11 protein-coding genes are annotated in these 15654 nt (G+C 67.8%); 4 read left to right on the top strand and 7 right to left on the bottom strand.

All coding sequences use genetic code 11. The annotated features are described in order from the left end of the window. Both ACQ450_RS01755 and ACQ450_RS01750 read right to left on the bottom strand, forming a co-directional pair. A complete protein-coding gene (locus ACQ450_RS01755) occupies positions 1-4263 on the bottom strand; it encodes a translocation/assembly module TamB domain-containing protein (RefSeq protein ID WP_431470260.1) in 4263 nt (1420 codons plus the stop codon). Then, on the bottom strand, positions 4263-6425 hold the full coding sequence (locus ACQ450_RS01750) for a BamA/TamA family outer membrane protein (protein WP_431470259.1): 2163 nt from the start codon (positions 6423-6425) through the stop codon (positions 4263-4265). The genes ACQ450_RS01755 and ACQ450_RS01750 overlap by 1 nt, the downstream gene beginning before the upstream one ends. A gap of 188 nt (positions 6426-6613) precedes the next feature. On the opposite strand from ACQ450_RS01750, the gene ACQ450_RS01745 reads away from it, so the two are divergent. Then, positions 6614-7618 (top strand): YihY/virulence factor BrkB family protein, encoded by a 1005-nt coding sequence (locus ACQ450_RS01745; RefSeq protein ID WP_262503948.1) that lies wholly within the window; start codon positions 6614-6616, stop codon positions 7616-7618. A gap of 9 nt (positions 7619-7627) precedes the next feature. Here ACQ450_RS01745 and ACQ450_RS01740 read toward each other — a convergent pair whose 3' ends face one another. Continuing rightward, entirely contained in the window at positions 7628-9730 is a 2103-nt protein-coding gene (locus ACQ450_RS01740) for a malate synthase G (protein ID WP_431470258.1), read from the bottom strand. Between the two features lie 76 nt (positions 9731-9806). Continuing rightward, positions 9807-10262 (bottom strand): MarR family winged helix-turn-helix transcriptional regulator, encoded by a 456-nt coding sequence (locus tag ACQ450_RS01735; RefSeq protein WP_431470257.1) that lies wholly within the window; start codon positions 10260-10262, stop codon positions 9807-9809. A 134-nt stretch (positions 10263-10396) separates the two neighbouring features. Here ACQ450_RS01735 and gntA point away from each other — a divergent pair, with 134 nt between their 5' ends. Together gntA and ACQ450_RS01725 are read left to right on the top strand one after the other, a co-directional pair. Further along, on the top strand, positions 10397-11095 hold the full coding sequence (gene gntA, locus ACQ450_RS01730) for a guanitoxin biosynthesis heme-dependent pre-guanitoxin N-hydroxylase GntA (RefSeq protein ID WP_431470256.1): 699 nt from the start codon (positions 10397-10399) through the stop codon (positions 11093-11095). After that, complete coding sequence (locus tag ACQ450_RS01725; RefSeq protein ID WP_431470255.1) at positions 11044-11679, top strand: DUF1989 domain-containing protein; 636 nt, start codon at positions 11044-11046, stop codon at positions 11677-11679. Before gntA ends, ACQ450_RS01725 begins: the two co-directional genes overlap by 52 nt. Positions 11680-11852: 173 nt before the next feature. On the opposite strand, the gene ACQ450_RS01720 is transcribed toward ACQ450_RS01725, so the two are convergent. The 3 genes from ACQ450_RS01720 to ACQ450_RS01710 are packed head-to-tail and all read right to left on the bottom strand — an operon-like array spanning position 11853 to position 14327. Then, positions 11853-13262 carry a coniferyl aldehyde dehydrogenase gene (locus ACQ450_RS01720; RefSeq protein ID WP_431470254.1) on the bottom strand — a complete coding sequence of 470 codons (1410 nt, stop codon included), beginning with the start codon at positions 13260-13262 and terminating at the stop codon, positions 11853-11855. Further along, entirely contained in the window at positions 13259-14074 is an 816-nt protein-coding gene (locus ACQ450_RS01715) for a prepilin peptidase (RefSeq protein ID WP_431470253.1), read from the bottom strand. Before ACQ450_RS01715 ends, ACQ450_RS01720 begins: the two co-directional genes overlap by 4 nt. Beyond that, the gene (locus ACQ450_RS01710; RefSeq protein WP_188054821.1) at positions 14067-14327 is read right to left on the bottom strand and encodes a hypothetical protein; all 261 of its coding nucleotides are present in this window, start codon (positions 14325-14327) and stop codon (positions 14067-14069) included. Before ACQ450_RS01710 ends, ACQ450_RS01715 begins: the two co-directional genes overlap by 8 nt. Positions 14328-14423: 96 nt before the next feature. Here ACQ450_RS01710 and ACQ450_RS01705 point away from each other — a divergent pair, with 96 nt between their 5' ends. Then, positions 14424-15611 (top strand): acetyl-CoA C-acyltransferase, encoded by a 1188-nt coding sequence (locus tag ACQ450_RS01705; protein WP_431470252.1) that lies wholly within the window; start codon positions 14424-14426, stop codon positions 15609-15611. The last annotated feature ends 43 nt before the right edge of the window (positions 15612-15654 follow it).

Genomic DNA, 15654 nt, shown 5'->3' with positions numbered 1-15654 from the left:
TCAGTAATCCTTCGAATAGCGGAGGCTGACGCTCGATCCTCCGAACGAGCCGGTCTGCGAAAGCAGGCTCAGCGCGCGGGTGAGCGCGATTTCGAGCTGCGTGGCGGTGAAGCCGCGCGCGTCGGTGATGATCTCGACATAGATGTCGTCGGTCAGATACTGGCCCGCCGCCAGTGCCGTTTCGCGGCCGCTCACTTCGTCCGCGCCCAGGATTCGCAGCCGGTCGATCCCCGCCGCCTGACGCAGCTCGCCCAGCGGGTTGAGCCCGCCGCCGGTCCCGCGCAGCGAATTGAGCGCCGCGGCGAGCTGGATCGCTTCGGTGGCCGACAGGTTCGTCACCGAACTGCCGAACAACAGCCGCGCCAGCACTTCGTCCTGCGGCAGGGTCGGCGATGAAGTGAAGGCGACGTCCGGCTGCTGCGCCGTACCGGTCACCCGGATGATCGCCGTGATCCCCTCCGCCGTCGTGCTCGCCGAAATGTTCAGCGTGGGATTGGCGAGCCGATCGCCGACGAAGTCGACACGGCTGGTGTTCTCATTCAGCTCGAAGCGCCGCCCGGCGAAGGAGTAGGTGCCCTGCACCACTTGCGCATAGCCGCCGATATTCGGGTTCGTGGCCGTGCCTTCGACGGTGATCCGGGCGCCCCATTCGGATTCGAGGCCCATACCGGAGACGAACAGCCGATTATCCGCGTTGACGACGAGGTTGAGCCGGATCTCGTGCTCGGGCACCGGCTGGCGTTCGTTCCTCGCATATGCCTGGTCGGCATCGCCACCGTTCCGCCGCCGCACGCCTTCCAGCTCGGCGACCTCTGCCGAACCCTGGCGGATGATCCGGTACCTCGCTTCGGGGATCGTCAGTTCGCCGCGAACCAATGCGAAGTCGGCGTTGTTCGTCACTTCCACCCAACCGTTCGCTTCGGCGGCCAGCGCGTCGCTCCGCGCCAGCGTGGCGTTCTCGAACTCGGCGCGCACCCGCAGCGGGAAACCTTCGTCGGCGGCCAGGCTGATCCGCCCGTTGGCCGTCACGCTGCCTTCGCCCGCACGTGCCCGCAGCTCGTTCAGCACCAGCTGGTCGTCGGTGAACCGGCCCTCGAGCCGCATGTTCGTCAGCCGCGTGCCATAGGTCTCGTTCTCGTAGGTGAGATTGTTCGCGCGCACGACGCCGGCGAGTTCGGGCGCGCGCACCCGGCCCGAGAAATTGGCGGCAACTCCGATCGGTCCGCGCAGCGTCTGGTCCGGCAGTCCGGCGAGCGAGAACAGCACGCCCGCGGGCCCGTTGTAGCGGATGCCGCCCGAAAGCGGCGCCGCCATCAGCCGCTCGCGCCACGGGCCGGCGCCCGGCGGCAGCGGCCGTAGCGTCGCGATCACGCGCCCCACCGTTGTGGTGCCGCGCTTGATCAGCGCGCGCGCATCGCCGCCGTCGGGAAGCAGCTTGCCGACGAAGGTGATGTCCACCGCTTCGGATACGGTCGACAGGCTCGAGCGCGTGAAGTCGTCGATCTCGAGCCGCGCATCGGCGCGAGGGAACGTCGCCGGGTCCGGCTGCGCGAAGTCGAGGCTCCCGGTCGCCGTACCGCCGATGCCCAGACCGGGCACGAAGCCGTTGACGACCGACAGGTCGAGTTCGTCGAGCCGTGCCTGGAGCACCAGCCCGTTGCCGTAGCGGCCGGCGATCCGGGCCGATCCCTGATCGAAGACGAGCCGCGTGGGTTGCAGCCGATAGCTGTCGTCGGTCAGCAGGATACGCGCGGGATCGTCGGTGCGGAACGCCACGCCGCTTGCCGATCCGCGCAGTGCGACCAGCCACTGGTCGGGAGCGAGCCGGGCGTTGGCCGCGATGCTGAACGGCACGCCGGTCGCGCCGCGCGCCACCAACTGCGCGGTTCCGCTGCCGCCTTCGTAGTTCACGCGCACCCGCGCCGCCTCGATCGTCAGCTGTCCGGTCGAAAGGTTCGCGATCTGCGCATCGCCGGTCACTTGCGGCGTCTCGGTAAGCAGCACCGTCGCATCGATGATCGCGCGCCCGACGCGCAGATTGGCGACGCCTGGAATGCGCGCATTGTTCGCCCGCGCGGTGATCGCCGCACGCTGCACGCCGCTCTGGGAAGCAAGCTCGGCCCGACCCTGCACGCCCGATCCGGCGAAGCGCAGCGTTCCGGCGAACGGACCGGCGGGCGTCTGACGGATCTGCCCGTCGATGTCCATTCCGGCGAAGCGCGCGCTGCGCACATCGATCGCCAGCGTGTCGCCGGTCCGCACCAGTACATCGGCGTTGAACGGGCCGTAATCGGTCTCGCCGCTCGCCTCGACGGCATAGGCGCCGCCGTTGCCGCGCACCCGCGCAGTGAGCCCGGCCAGACCGACGCCGAGCCCCGGCCGCGGCGCGCGCAGCAGCACCTCCGGCTGCGCCAGCGAACCCGTCACCCGCGCGGCGAGCGGACCATATTGCTCCGAATAGGCATCGGCATTCAGCAGCAGCGCGCCGCCCGGCGCATAGCGCCCGGAGCCCGAGGTGATGCGGAACTCGGGTGCCCGCAGCCGCAGCTGGTCGAAGGTGATGACGCCTTCGGGATCGAAGCCGAGTCGCAGCGACGCGACTGCGTTTCCGCCCAGGAAGTTGCGGATGCCGTCGCTGTAGATCCGCTGCGAACGTCCGGCGATCTGGCCGCGGATGCCCCAGCCGCCGCCGGGAGCCGCATACAGCTCGGCGTCGGTGGTGACGCTCACCACGCCGATGCCCTCGATCTGATAGTCGTTGATCCTGCCCTTCAGCGCGCCGGTATAGCGGCCTTCGCTGATGTCGGCGGCGACGATCGCGGTCGCGTTTACCCGGTCGGAAACGATGCGCAGATTGTCGGACAGGATCTGGTCGCCGGTGATGGCGATGTCGCCCTGCAGCGCCACGTCGGCGATCGGCCCTCCCGCCACGGCGTCGAGCCCGGTGATCCGCCCCGCCCGCGCCCGTACCGGGATCAGGATGCGCTCGGCATCCACCCGCGCCTGACCCTCGGCATAGAGTTGCCGCACGACCGTATCGCCAAATCCCAGCGCCCCGGCCTGCAGCTTGTAATCGACCACGGGCGTGCCGAACGCGCCGTCGAGCGCCACCGTGGCGCGCACCGACTGGCCGACCAGATTGGACGCGATCGCGCCGGGGGTCAGCAGCAGGCCGTCCACCCGGAAGTCCTCGAACCGGCTGCGATCGAGGTTGATCTTCCCCGCCGCCGCCAGCGACAGCGCATCCGATCGCAACTGCACGCGTGTATCCGCGATCATTTCGTCGATCGCCGCGACGATCGCGACGTTCACCTGCGGCGCGGTCAGCCGCTCGACCGCGCCTTCCAGCACCAGCCCGGGGCGCACTGCCCCGCCGATACGGAAGGTGCCATCCTGCGCCGCGAGGTTCAGCATGGCGAAGCGTTGGCCGCCCAGCGTGCTGGCAAGCCGCCCTGCCCACGCCTCCCAGCTTCCGTCTCCCCGGACGGAGAGTTCGAGCGGCTGATCGATCCCGACGAGGCCCGCGACGAGCCCCTCGGCGGGAGCATCCAGCTGCACGTCGAGATCGAGCTGATTCGCTTCGGGCACTGCGTCGAGGATCAGCGCCAGCCGGTCTCCGCCGGCCATCCCGGGCGCGGCGAGCGTGGCGCCCTCGGCGCGGATCTGCGCCCGGCCATCGTCGATGTGCGCGCCTCCCTCCAGCCGGGCGACATGCCGCCTGCCGGTCACTGCCTCGCCCACGATCAATCGACCGATCGAAAGCGCATCGATGTCGATGTCGATGTTCGGCAGCAGCGGCGCATCCGGATCGCGCGGTGTTTCGCTCGGGATCAGTTCGGGCAGCCGCTCGAGCCGGATTTCCGGACTGGTGAGCCGGTCGATATCGAGATGATTGGAAAGCAGCGCGAACGGCTGCCAGTCGAGCGTGATCCGCTCGGCGCTGGCGAACGTCCCCTCGGGATCCTGCACCGCCACATTATGCAGCACCATCTCGCCGTAGATCGACCCGTCGATCCGCCCGATCTTGACGTTGAGACCCGATGCGAGCGTCAGATTGCTGAGCCGATCGGCGACGAACTGGCGCCCGAACGGCGTATTGACCAGCAGCAGCAGCGCGCCGACCAGCACGACCACGCCGCCGACGACGATGCCGATCCACTTCGCCACCCGCTGCCAGAGCGGACGCTTGGCGACATCATGCTCCTCGCCCGCGGTTTCGTCGGGGGCTCGCTCGGGTGCATCATGAACTTGGGTGTCGGTCATCAGAAGGCCTGCCCGATCGAGATATAGAGGGCGACCTTCGGCTCGCCTTCGCGGCGGTTCAGCGGCGTCGCCACATCGACGCGCAGCGGACCGAAATTGGTGTAGAACCGCCCGCCGATGCCCACGCCGAAGCGCAGGTCCTGCCCCTGGGGGTAGATGGTCTCATAGACCTGCCCCGCATCGACGAACGGCACGATTCCGAAATTGCCGAAGCGATAGCGCGCCTCGAGCGAGAATTCGTTGAGGCTGCGCCCGCCGATCGGTCGCCCGTCGGGTGCAAGCGGGCCGAGCTCCTGATAGCCGAAGCCGCGCACCGACCCGCCGCCGCCGGCATACATGCGGCGCGAGGGCGGCAGGTCGTTGCGCTCGATCCCCGGAATCGTGCCGACCCGCGCACGGCCGGCGATCACCAGATCGTCGCTCACCGGATAATAGGCGGTGCCCTCCAGCAGCACCCGGGCATAGGGCCGCGCCGCCCCGCGCACCGAGGTTTCGGGGCTCACGTTCAGCTTGATGCGAAAGCCGCGCGTGGGGTTCAGCAGATCGTCCGACGTATCGAAGCCGACGAAGGCGGGCAGCGCACCGATCAGCCACGTTCCGCGATCGCGCCGGCCGAGATCGAAATTATACCGGTCCTCGTTGGTGCCGACGATCTCGAAGCCGTAATAATAGGTCCAGCGCTTCTGCCAGATCGGCGTCGATTCGAACGCGATCCGGCCGGCGAAGGTGCCGGTGTAGCTTTCGAACGCCTCATAGTCGCTGTGATTGGCCTCGAGCCGCAGCGAAACGGTGCGATCGCGCCGCCCCGCGTTCGAGCGGCGAAAGACCAGCGACAGCCCCTGTTCCTGCGTGCCCGCCACGCCGCCTGCGATCAGCGCGCCTTCGGGCGGGAAGAGGTTGCGGTGCGTCCAGCTTCCCTCCACCCGCAGGCCCTGCCCGGTGTTGTACCCGGCCTCGGCCGCGAGCGTGCGCGGCGGCCCGGCATCCTGCCGGACGAGCAGATGGACATATTCGGTTCCGTTCGGCGCTTCCTCGCCGGTCCGCTGCGCCTCGACCGAGACGGTCGAGAACAGCCCCGTCGCGATCAGCGCCTCGCGAAGATCGTCCACCTTGCGGCTGTCGTACAGTTCGCCGCGCTCGAATCGCGCCAGTGTCCGGACGTGCTCGGCCCCGAACGCCAGCTCGGATTCCTCGGAGGCCGGCTCGGTCGAGATCCCGTTGAACGAGACACGCGGCCCCAGATTGACCGGAAGCGTATAGGCGCCGGTGTGGGTCTCGCCGTCGAGCAGGATGTCGCGCTCGAGTAGTTCGATGAACGGATAGCCCTGCTGCGGCAGCCGCAGGCTGACGTTCGCCTCCGCCGCCTTCACGCGAACCGCGTCGATCGGATCGCCTGCTTCGAGCGGCAGCGCCTCGTCGATCAATCCCGGCGGTTCGGTGGGGGCACTGTCGATACGGACCGATCCCAGCCGATAGAGCGGGCCGGGTTCGACGTTCAGCCGAACGCGCAGCCGGCTCGGCTGCTCGGGGTCCTGGACGACCGATGCGGTCGCTGTCCCGTCGTAATAGCCTTCCGCCTGCAGCAATCGGGTCGCGAGATTCTCGTCCTCGCGCGCCCGCGCGGCTACCATCGCGGCGTTTGCCGCCTCGCCGTCGCCTTCCTCCAGCGCCGAAAGATCCTCGAAACGATCGAGCAGTCCAACCTGCTCGAGTCCCTCCACGACGGTCGCATAGCGGACCTCGACCTCCTCGGCGGGATCGACGCCTTCGATTTCGCGCGGATCGACTTCGAATTCGGCCAGAGGCGTCAGCGGCTCGGCGAATTCGGGCGCTTCGTCGGCCACGACCGGCAAGGTGCCGATCTCGCCTTCCAGCGTCCGATCCATCGCGTCGGCGGCTTCGGTCGGCTCCACGACCTGCGTGTCCTCGACCACTTCGAAACGATCGATCGGCTCGAGCGGCGCGTAGAGATCGCCGCTGATCTCGGGCAGCGCTTCCTCGAATTCGGATTCGGGGATGATCGGCTCGGCATCCTGCGGCGATTCAGGCGCAACCTGGCCAGGCGCGCCCGCTTCTGCTTCCTGCCCCGTCGCATCCTGAGCCCAGGCAGCTCCCGGAAGAACCGCCGCACTCGCAATCGCCGCAACCCAAACCGCTCTCACGCCGTAACGCACGCGCCTCCTCCAGGAGCCGCGCTTTGGTTCCGGCCCTCTCGCCTCCGTAACGACCAAAGTCGCGTTTGGCTCCCCCCCGGCAGCTACGGTGCGGCAAGAAATCCTTCGTATCGACAGCAGGATGCATCCCTTCCGCATCAGGCCGCGTTGACCGGCGTGACGCTAATCAGGGACGCATGATGACCGACACCACCGCTCCGCCCCCCGCGACGCACCCCGGATCCGAGTCCCGGCATCCGTGGGAACATCCCTGGCGGGCGTGGAAGTCCGTCCTGTCGCGCGTCTATTCGATGAACGGCTATCACAATCTCTCGCTGATGGCCGCGGGCGTGGCGTTCTACGCTTTTCTTTCCTTCGTTCCGCTGCTCGGCGCGATCGTCATGACCTATGGCCTGTTCGCCGATCCCGCGGCGGTCGCCCGCCATATGGAAACGATCATCGAAGCGGTGCCCGCGGATGCCGCCGGGTTGATCCAGGATCAGTTGCTCAGCGTCACCAGCACCGCCTCGTCGGAAGCGGGGCTCGGTCTCGCGATCGCGCTGCTGGTGTCGATCTATGGCGCGACGCGCGCCTCCAAGGCCGTGATGCAGGCGCTCAACGTGATCTATGAGGAAGAGGAAGGCCGCAACATCATCAAGACGACGCTGACCGCCGCCGCCATCACGGTGGGCGCCATCCTGGCGGCGTTGGTCGGCCTCTTTTCCGCCGGTGCGCTCGGCTATCTGCGCGGCGCGGTCGGCTCGCTCGGCGGTGCCGGCGTGCTGGCGGTCCAGATCGTCACCTGGCTGCTGGCGGCGGCGATCGCCAGCGCGGGCTTCGCGGCGATGTACCGCTACGGCCCCGATCGCGCCGACGCCCGCTGGCAGTGGCTTTCGATCGGCTCGGTCGCCGCGACGGTGCTGTGGCTGCTCGCCACGCTGCTGCTCGGCGTCTACACTGCCAATTTCGCCAACTACAACGCCACCTATGGCGCGCTGGGCGCCGTCGTCGTGCTGCTGATGTGGCTTTATGTCTCGGCCTATGCGGTGCTGATCGGCGCCGAGATCAATGCCGAGGCCGAACGGCAGACCAGCGCCGATTCGACCACCGGCCCGCCGCGTCCGCGGGGCCAGCGCGGCGCCACCATGGCAGACACGCTGCCCAGCAAGCGCCAGCACAAGCCCCGCCGCGACAAATACTGACGGGGGGCCTCAGCCCTCCGCCTTCAGCCGCGCGCGGAACTTGTGGAGCAGCGGCTCGGTATAGCCGTTGGGCTGCGCCACCCCCTCGAACACCAGCGCGCGGGCGGCCTGGAACGCCAGGCTTTCGTCCTCGTGTCCGGCCATCGGGCGATAGGCGGGATCGCCCGAATTCTGCGCATCGACTTTCGCGGCCATGCGCCGAAGCGCCGCCTCGACATCCCCGGCGGTGGCCACGCCGTGCAGCAGCCAGTTCGCCATGTGCTGCGAGGAGATGCGCAGCGTCGCGCGGTCTTCCATCAGCCCGATATCGTTGATGTCGGGCACCTTCGAACAGCCGACGCCCTGATCGATCCAGCGGACGACATAGCCGAGGATGCCCTGCGCATTGTTGTCGAGCTCGCGTGCTACTTTCTCCGGCGTCCAGTTGCGCCCGAGCGCCAGCGGCACGGTGAGCAGCGGCTCCAGCCCCGGCACCGCCTCGCCCGCGATCTCCTTCTGCCGCGCGAACACATCGACCTGATGATAGTGCAGCGCATGCAGCGTCGCCGCAGTCGGGCTCGGCACCCATGCCGTGTTCGCGCCCGATCTGGGGTGGCCGATCTTGGCGTCCATCATGTCGGCCATGCGATCGGGCGCGGCCCACATGCCCTTGCCGATCTGCGCCTTGCCCGAAAGCCCGCAGGCCAGGCCGATCCGCACGTTGCGGTCCTCATAGGCCTGGATCCAGGCTGCGGCCTTCATCTCGCCCTTCGGAATCATCGGGCCGGCGCGCATGCTGGTGTGGATCTCGTCGCCGGTGCGGTCGAGGAAGCCGGTGTTGATGAAGACGATGCGATCCTTCACCGCATGGATGCACGCGGCGAGATTGGCCGAGGTGCGCCGCTCCTCGTCCATCACGCCCACTTTCACCGTGTGGCGTTCGAGCCCCAGCAGATCCTCGACGGCATCGAACAGCCGATTGGTGAAGCCCGCCTCTTGGGGTCCGTGCATCTTCGGCTTCACGATATAGATGCTGCCCGTGCGGCTGTTGCGCCGCTTGCCGAGGCCGCGAAGATCGTAGAGGCCGATCAGGCTGGTGACGATCGCGTCGAGAATACCCTCGGGCGCCTCGCCACCATCGGCAAGCGTCACCGCCGGCGTCGTCATCAAATGGCCGACGTTGCGCACGAACAGCAGCGAGCGGCCGGGAAGCGTGAATTCGGTTCCGTCGGGCCGGGCGTAGGTCCGGTCCTCGGCGAGCCGCCGCGTCACGCTGCGTCCGCCCTTCTCGAACGTCTCCTCCAGATCGCCGCGCATCAGCCCCAGCCAGTTGGCATAGGCGGCCGCCTTGTCCTCGGCATCGACCGCCGCGACCGAATCCTCGAGATCGACGATGGTGGTGATCGCCGCTTCGAGCAGCACGTCGGCGATGCCCGCCGGGTCGTCCTTGCCGATCGGATGGTCGCGATCGATCGTCACTTCGATGTGCAAGCCGTTGTGCCGGAACAGCAGCGATTCTCCGCGCTGCCCCACGAATTGGCCCGGATCGGCAAGCGGCAGGTCGCCGCTGCGGAAATCGCTCCAGGACATGCCCTTGAGCGACACCGCCTCGTCGAGGAACGCCTTGGCGCGGGCGATCACCTGCGCGCCGCGCTCGGGGTCATAGCCGCCCGGCTTCGCCGTGCCGGGAAGCGCATCGGTGCCGTAGAAGGCGTCGTACAGGCTTCCCCAGCGCGCATTGGCGGCGTTGAGCACGAAGCGCGCGTTGAGCACGGGGACGACGAGCTGCGGACCCGCCATCGTGGCGATCTCGGCATCGACATTCTTCGTGCCGATGCCGAACGGCTCGGGCTCGGGCACCAGATAGCCGATCTCGCGCAGGAACGCCTCCTGCGCCTTCGGATCGGCCGCGCGCTGCGGGTCCTGCGCGCTCCAGCCATCGATCTTCGCCTGCAGCGCCTCGCGCGTGGCGAGCAGCGCGCGGTTCTCGGGCACGAAGCGCTCGAAGATCGCCGCGGCGCCGTTCCAGAAGTCCTCGGCGCCGAAGTCGAGCCCGGGCAGCACCTGCCCTTCGATGAACTCGGCGAGCGGCCTGGCGACCTTCAGGGTGGCGCGATCGACAGTTGCGGGCATGGGTCCTCCTGTTCGGCTTTGCATCTTTTCGGCCTGGGGAGGGCGGAACGCGCTTACGCCAGCGAGGCTCCGCCGATCAACCCCGGGCGGGCTCCACCGCTGCCGCAGCGGCCTCCAGCCGCTCGAGCATCTGGCGCAACCGTCCAAGCTCCTCGGCGCTGAACGCCTCGAAGATCTGCCGTTCCAGCTCGAGCGCCTTGGGCGCGATCTCGCGATAGAGCTGCCAGCCGGCCTCGCTGAGCGTCAGCAGGTGCGAGCGCTGGTCGGCCGGGTTGGGCGCGCGCGTTACGAGGCCCCGGTCGCCCAGCGCGATCGCGGCCCGGCTCACCGTCACCTTGTCCATATGCGTCCGGGCGCCGAGCGCCTGTTGCGTCATCGCGCCGCCCTCGGCGAGCACCGCCACGAGCCGCCATTCGGGAATACGCAGCCCGAACAGCGCCTGATAGGTGGTGGCGATCGCGTTCGACACGCGGTTCGACGCGATCGACAGGCGATAGGGAAGAAACGCGTCGAGCTTCAGCGTGTCGGCCATGGCTTCCTTGGTACGCCGAGCGGTGCGCAACGCACAACAGCCCGGTTACGGGCGGGAACCCGGAGCCCTGCTCGTACGTAGTAGAGGCACGGTAGAGACCGAACAAAAACAGACCATTAGCCGCGAGCAACCCCATGTATTCCTGGAAACACGAAGCGCAGGATCGACTGCAGACGATGTTGTTCGAACACGTTCGGGCCGCCGAATTCCCCTGCGTCGGCGCCAAGGCGGCGCTGGCACGCGGCACGCTCGAGGTGCTCGCCTGCAACCGGATCGACAGCGCCTGGGACGATGTCCGCATCCATGACCGGCTGCTTCACTTCGCGCAGGAATATGCACGCGACAGGACGCTGTTCCGCAGCTTCGCGGTCATCTTCGAAGGCCCCGGCAACTTGGATGAAGCTGCGTTCGAGACCGCGCTGTGGAAACGCGTCCAGTCGCTGTCGGACAAAGACGTCTGGCGCGGCCAGAAATATGACCCCCGCGTGAGCGCGGATCCGGAGAATCCGCATTTCTCGCTGAGCTTCGGCGGCGAGGCCTTCTTCATCGTCGGCCTGCACCCGAATGCCAGCCGCCCTGCCCGCCGGTTCGATCGTCCGGCGATGGTCTTCAACCTGCATGACCAGTTCGAAACGCTGCGCGCCGAAGGCAAATATGAAGGCATGCGCGAAAAGATCCTGGTGCGTGACGAGGCACTTGCCGGCTCGCGCAATCCGATGCTCGCGCGGCACGGCGAGCTGAGCGAGGCGCGCCAGTACAGCGGCCGCCAGGTCGGATCGGAATGGTCCTGCCCCTTTCATTATGCGGGAGACACGTCATCGACACCCAAGTGATTGCGGAGCGGAGCGGCACTGCGTTCCGGCTCGCGCGCGGCGAAACGCTGGTGGTGATCGATCCGAAGGGCGAACAGGTCGCCGATCTCCTCGCGTTCAACGCCGACGACATGGACGAAGTGATCTCGTCCGGGCGCACCCTCGACTATGCCGAGACGATCCGGCTCACCACCGGCCACAGCCTCTATTCGAACCGCTCGAACGTGCTCCTCGAGATCGTCGAGGACACGGTCGGCATGCACGATTTCCTGCTGACCCCCTGCTCGGTCGATACGTTCCACCACTTCTATCCGGACCGGCCGCCGCACCGGGGCTGCTTCGGCAATCTGGCCGAGGCGCTGGAGCCCTATGGCGTCGCCCGCGATCGTATCCCGGTCGCGTTCAACTGCTTCATGAACGTGCCCATCGACGGCGAGACCGGGCGGCTGCGCGTATTGCCGCCGCTCAGCAAGGCGGGCGATCACATCAAGCTGCGCGCCGCGATGGATCTGGTGATCGGCCTCACTGCCTGTTCGGCGCCCGATTCGAACGGCGGCAGCTTCAAGCCGATCCACTACCGCATCGAACCCGCGCCCGATCCTTGAGTTGCAAAAAATGCAACGGCACCAGCATTTCTTCGCACTTGCAACATCGCGTGCTGCGGCGCACAAGAGCCGTGCCTTTCAGGCATCCTCTCCTAAACTTTTCAAAGGGCGGCCCTCGGGTCGCCCATTTTTTTGCGCTCGGCCCCTGCTGTGTCCGCGCGCCGCTTCCGCTCTCAGCCTTTCATCTGGCGCTTGATCGTCGCCTGCGTCGCCTTGCCATAGGGCGGCTTCATTCCCGCCAGCTTCGCGACATCCACCTTCGGCTGGCGGTAGAGGCTGCGCGCGTGGCTGAACGTGCGAAAGCCCGCCTCACCGTGATAGGCGCCCATGCCGGACGGGCCGATCCCGCCGAACGGCAGCTCCTCCTGGCTGACGTGGAAGATCACGTCGTTCAGCGTCACTCCGCCGGAAATCGTGCGATCGAGCACGCGCCGCTCCTCGTCCGAATCGCTTCCGAAGTAATAGAGCGCAAGCGGCCGATCGCGACGGTTCACTTCGCCGATCGCCCCGTCGACATGCTCATAGGTCCGCACCGGCAGCACCGGGCCGAACAGTTCCTCCTGCATCACCGTCATCTCGTCGGTCGCGTTGCGGATGATGGTGAGCGGCATCTTGCGCGCGTTGGAGGCACCGAAATCCTCACCGCCGGGGTTTACCGTCACGATCTCGGCGCCTTTCGCCCGCGCGTCGTCGATCCAGCCGCTCAGCCGCTCGAAATGGCGATCGTTGATGATCGCGGTATAGTCCGGGTTCGCCAGCAGCGTCGGATATTGCCGCGCGGCCGCCGCCTTCAGCCCTTTCACCACTGCGGCCTCGCGCTCTGCCGGCACCAGCATGTAGTCGGGCGCGAGGCAGATCTGCCCGGCGTTCATCATCTTGCCGGTCACGACTCGCTCGGTCGCCTTGTCGACATCGGCCGAGCGGCCGAGCAGCACCGGCGACTTGCCGCCCAGTTCGAGCGTCACCGGCGTCAGATTGTCGGCCGCGGCGTGCAGGATATGGCGGCCGATGCCGGTCGCGCCGGTGAAGAGCAGATGATCGAACGGCAGCTCGGCGAACGCCTTGCCCACCTCGGGGCCGCCGCTCACGAACGCCAGTTCCTCCTCGGCGAAATAGCTCGGGCGCAGCTCCTCGAACAATGCCGCGACGACCGGCGTGAATTCGGACGTCTTGACCATCGCCCGATTGCCCGCGGCCAATACTCCGGCGAGCGGGCTCATCACCAGATTGACGGGAAAATTCCACGGCGCGATCACCCCGACCACGCCCTTGGGCTGATATTCCACCCATGCCCTGGCCCCGAACAGGCTGAGCGGGAAGAGCACCGGCTTCTTGTCGCGCTTCGCCCATTTCTCCAGATGCTTGCGCGCATGCGCCAGCGGCGCCACCGAGGCGGCGATGTCGGTGATCATCGATTGCTCGCGGCTGCGATGGCCGAAATCCTCCGACAGCGCCTCGCAGAAGCGCCCGGCATTGTCGCGCACCATCGCGATCGCCCGCGCGAGCCGATCCTTGCGGACCTCCAGCGTTACCGGCAGCTCCGCATCGAAGGCGGCGCGCTGCCGCTCGAGAATGTCCTTCATCGCACTTCCCTCTGTGGGACCAGCAGGATCACCGGCCCTGCGGGCCTTGTTGCATAGTCCAGCGTCGTGCCGACCCAAAACGTCCACGCCGAAATCGCCAGCAGCACGCCCAGCGGCACGCGATCGGTCGAACGCATCCTGCGCCCGCCGAGCCGAAACGCAAGCACCGCGGCCAGACCGATCAGGCACGCGATCAGCAATACCGGCGCCAGCGCCTGCCAGCCCAGCCACAATCCGATCGCGCCGAACAGCTTCGGGTCGCCTCCCCCCAGCCCCTCGCGTCGCCGCAGCGCGCGATAGGCGAGCCGTACGATCTGGAGCGACGCATAGCCCGCAGCGCCGCCGAGCAGCCGGGCATCGAGCGGCGGTCCATGCGGAGGCAGGTGCAGCAGCCCGGTGGCGACCCCGCCAAGCGCAAGCGCGCCGGTGAGCTCGTTCGGAAGCCAGAAGGCGGCGAGGTCGATCGTCCCCAGCGCGAGCAGCAGCCAGCCGAAGAGCGCCCCCGCCGCTCCTTCCCATCCGGGCGCGAGCATCCCCGCGGCGATGCCGATCGCGCCGCCGGCAAGCTCGACCATCAGATGACCGGGCGCGATTGCGGCGCCGCAGCTGCGACAGCGCCCGCGCTGCACCAGATAGCTCGCCACCGGCACCAGCTCGCGTGCGTTCAGCGTCGCGCCGCACGCGTCGCACATCGATCGTCCGGAAAGCGCCGAACGCCCTTGGGGCCAGCGGATCGCCACCGTCGCGATGAAACTGCCGAACACCAGCCCCAGCACGCCGAGCAGAAGCGGCCAGGCAATTGCCTCATCCATCGGCGTGCGGCGGCTTCTTGCGGATCAGATAGCGATAGACTCCGAAGATGTTGATCGCGAACAGCACCAGATTCTGCGACAGCAGCGGCGGATCGTCCGAAAGGAGCGCACCCGCGATCCAGGCGATGCTGGAAGCGACGAACAACAGAAAGCCGAAGCCGATGACTCGGCGGCCGAGGTCGAGAGACACCATGAAAGCGGCGATCATTCCGCTGATCGAGGCAAACCATTTGAGTATTTCGACGAGCGGCATCGGAACCCTTTCGCATCGTTCATGCGGGCGCCGAGCGGCTTTTGCAAACCGGCCCCGACGTCCCTAGATCGCGTGCAAACCCGCGAAGGAGCAAACATGTCCACCGATCCCGTCGTCATCGCTTCCTATGCCCGCACGCCCATGGGCAGCTTTCAGGGCTGCCTCACCGGCGCCAGCGCCACCGATCTCGGCGCGACGGCGGTCGGCGCGGCGGTCGAGCGCGCGGGTCTGAAGGGCGAGGCGGTGGACCGGATCTACATGGGCTGCGTGCTGCCCGCCGGCCTCGGCCAGGCCCCCGCCCGCCAGGCGGCGATCCGCGCCGGCCTGCCCGATCATATCGAAGGCACGACGGTCAACAAGATGTGCGGATCGGGGATGCAGGCGGCGATCATGGCCGCCGATACGCTTGGTGCGGGTTCGGCCGACATCGTGATCGCGGGCGGCATGGAGAGCATGACCAACGCCCCCTATCTCTCGATGCGCCACCGCGGCGGGGCCCGGATCGGCCACGACGTGCTGAAGGACCACATGTATCTCGACGGGCTCGAGGACGCCTATGAGCCCGGCAAGCTGATGGGCGCCTTCGCCGAGGAAACGGCGCGCGAATATCAGTTCACGCGCGAGGCGCAGGACGATTATGCGATCGAATCGCTCACCCGCGCGCAACAGGCGCAGAAATCGGGCGCGTTCGATCGCGAGATCGTTCCCGTCGAGGTGCAGGGCCGCAAGGGCAGCACCACCGTGAGCCTCGACGAACAGCCCTCGCGCGGCGACGTTGCGCGGATTCCCACGCTCAAGCCGGCCTTTTCCAAGGATGGCACGATCACGGCCGCCAACGCCTCCTCAATCTCCGACGGCGCCGCCGCACTGGTGCTGACTCGCGCCAGCATCGCCGAGAAATACGGGCTCGATCCCGTCGCCCGCGTCGTCGCGCATGCCGCGCACGCCCATGCGCCCGCGCGCTTCACCACCGCGCCGGTGTTCGCGATGCGCAAGGCGCTCGAAAAGGCGGGGTGGGAGATCGGCGACGTCGATCTGTTCGAAGTCAACGAGGCCTTCGCCGCTGTTGCGATGATCGCGATGCGCGATCTTTCGATCCCGCACGACGTGCTCAACATCCATGGCGGCGCCTGTGCGCTCGGCCATCCGATCGGCGCCAGCGGCGCGCGGGTGCTCACCACCCTGCTGTCGGCACTCGAGGGCGCCGGCCAGAAGCACGGCCTCGCATCGCTGTGCATCGGCGGCGGCGAAGCGACCGCCATGGCCGTGGAGATGCTGCGCTGAGGCGCCTGGCCGGGGCGGTGCCACTGTCGCCTGAAGCGAACAT

The sequence above is a fragment of the Sphingosinithalassobacter sp. LHW66-3 genome, from assembly GCF_050703275.1.
GTDB lineage: Bacteria > Pseudomonadota > Alphaproteobacteria > Sphingomonadales > Sphingomonadaceae > Sphingomonas.
This window is presented reverse-complemented; position numbering and strand designations above follow the sequence as displayed.

Coding starts and splice junctions, on each gene's coding strand:
- ACQ450_RS01755 (WP_431470260.1), bottom strand. CDS start 4,263: ATGACCGACACCCAAGTTCATGATGCACCCGAGCGAGCCCCCGACGAA.
- ACQ450_RS01745 (WP_262503948.1), top strand. CDS start 6,614: ATGATGACCGACACCACCGCTCCGCCCCCCGCGACGCACCCCGGATCC.
- ACQ450_RS01740 (WP_431470258.1), bottom strand. CDS start 9,730: ATGCCCGCAACTGTCGATCGCGCCACCCTGAAGGTCGCCAGGCCGCTC.
- ACQ450_RS01735 (WP_431470257.1), bottom strand. CDS start 10,262: ATGGCCGACACGCTGAAGCTCGACGCGTTTCTTCCCTATCGCCTGTCG.
- gntA (WP_431470256.1), top strand. CDS start 10,397: ATGTATTCCTGGAAACACGAAGCGCAGGATCGACTGCAGACGATGTTG.
- ACQ450_RS01725 (WP_431470255.1), top strand. CDS start 11,044: ATGGTCCTGCCCCTTTCATTATGCGGGAGACACGTCATCGACACCCAA.
- ACQ450_RS01720 (WP_431470254.1), bottom strand. CDS start 13,262: ATGAAGGACATTCTCGAGCGGCAGCGCGCCGCCTTCGATGCGGAGCTG.
- ACQ450_RS01715 (WP_431470253.1), bottom strand. CDS start 14,074: ATGGATGAGGCAATTGCCTGGCCGCTTCTGCTCGGCGTGCTGGGGCTG.
- ACQ450_RS01710 (WP_188054821.1), bottom strand. CDS start 14,327: ATGCCGCTCGTCGAAATACTCAAATGGTTTGCCTCGATCAGCGGAATG.
- ACQ450_RS01705 (WP_431470252.1), top strand. CDS start 14,424: ATGTCCACCGATCCCGTCGTCATCGCTTCCTATGCCCGCACGCCCATG.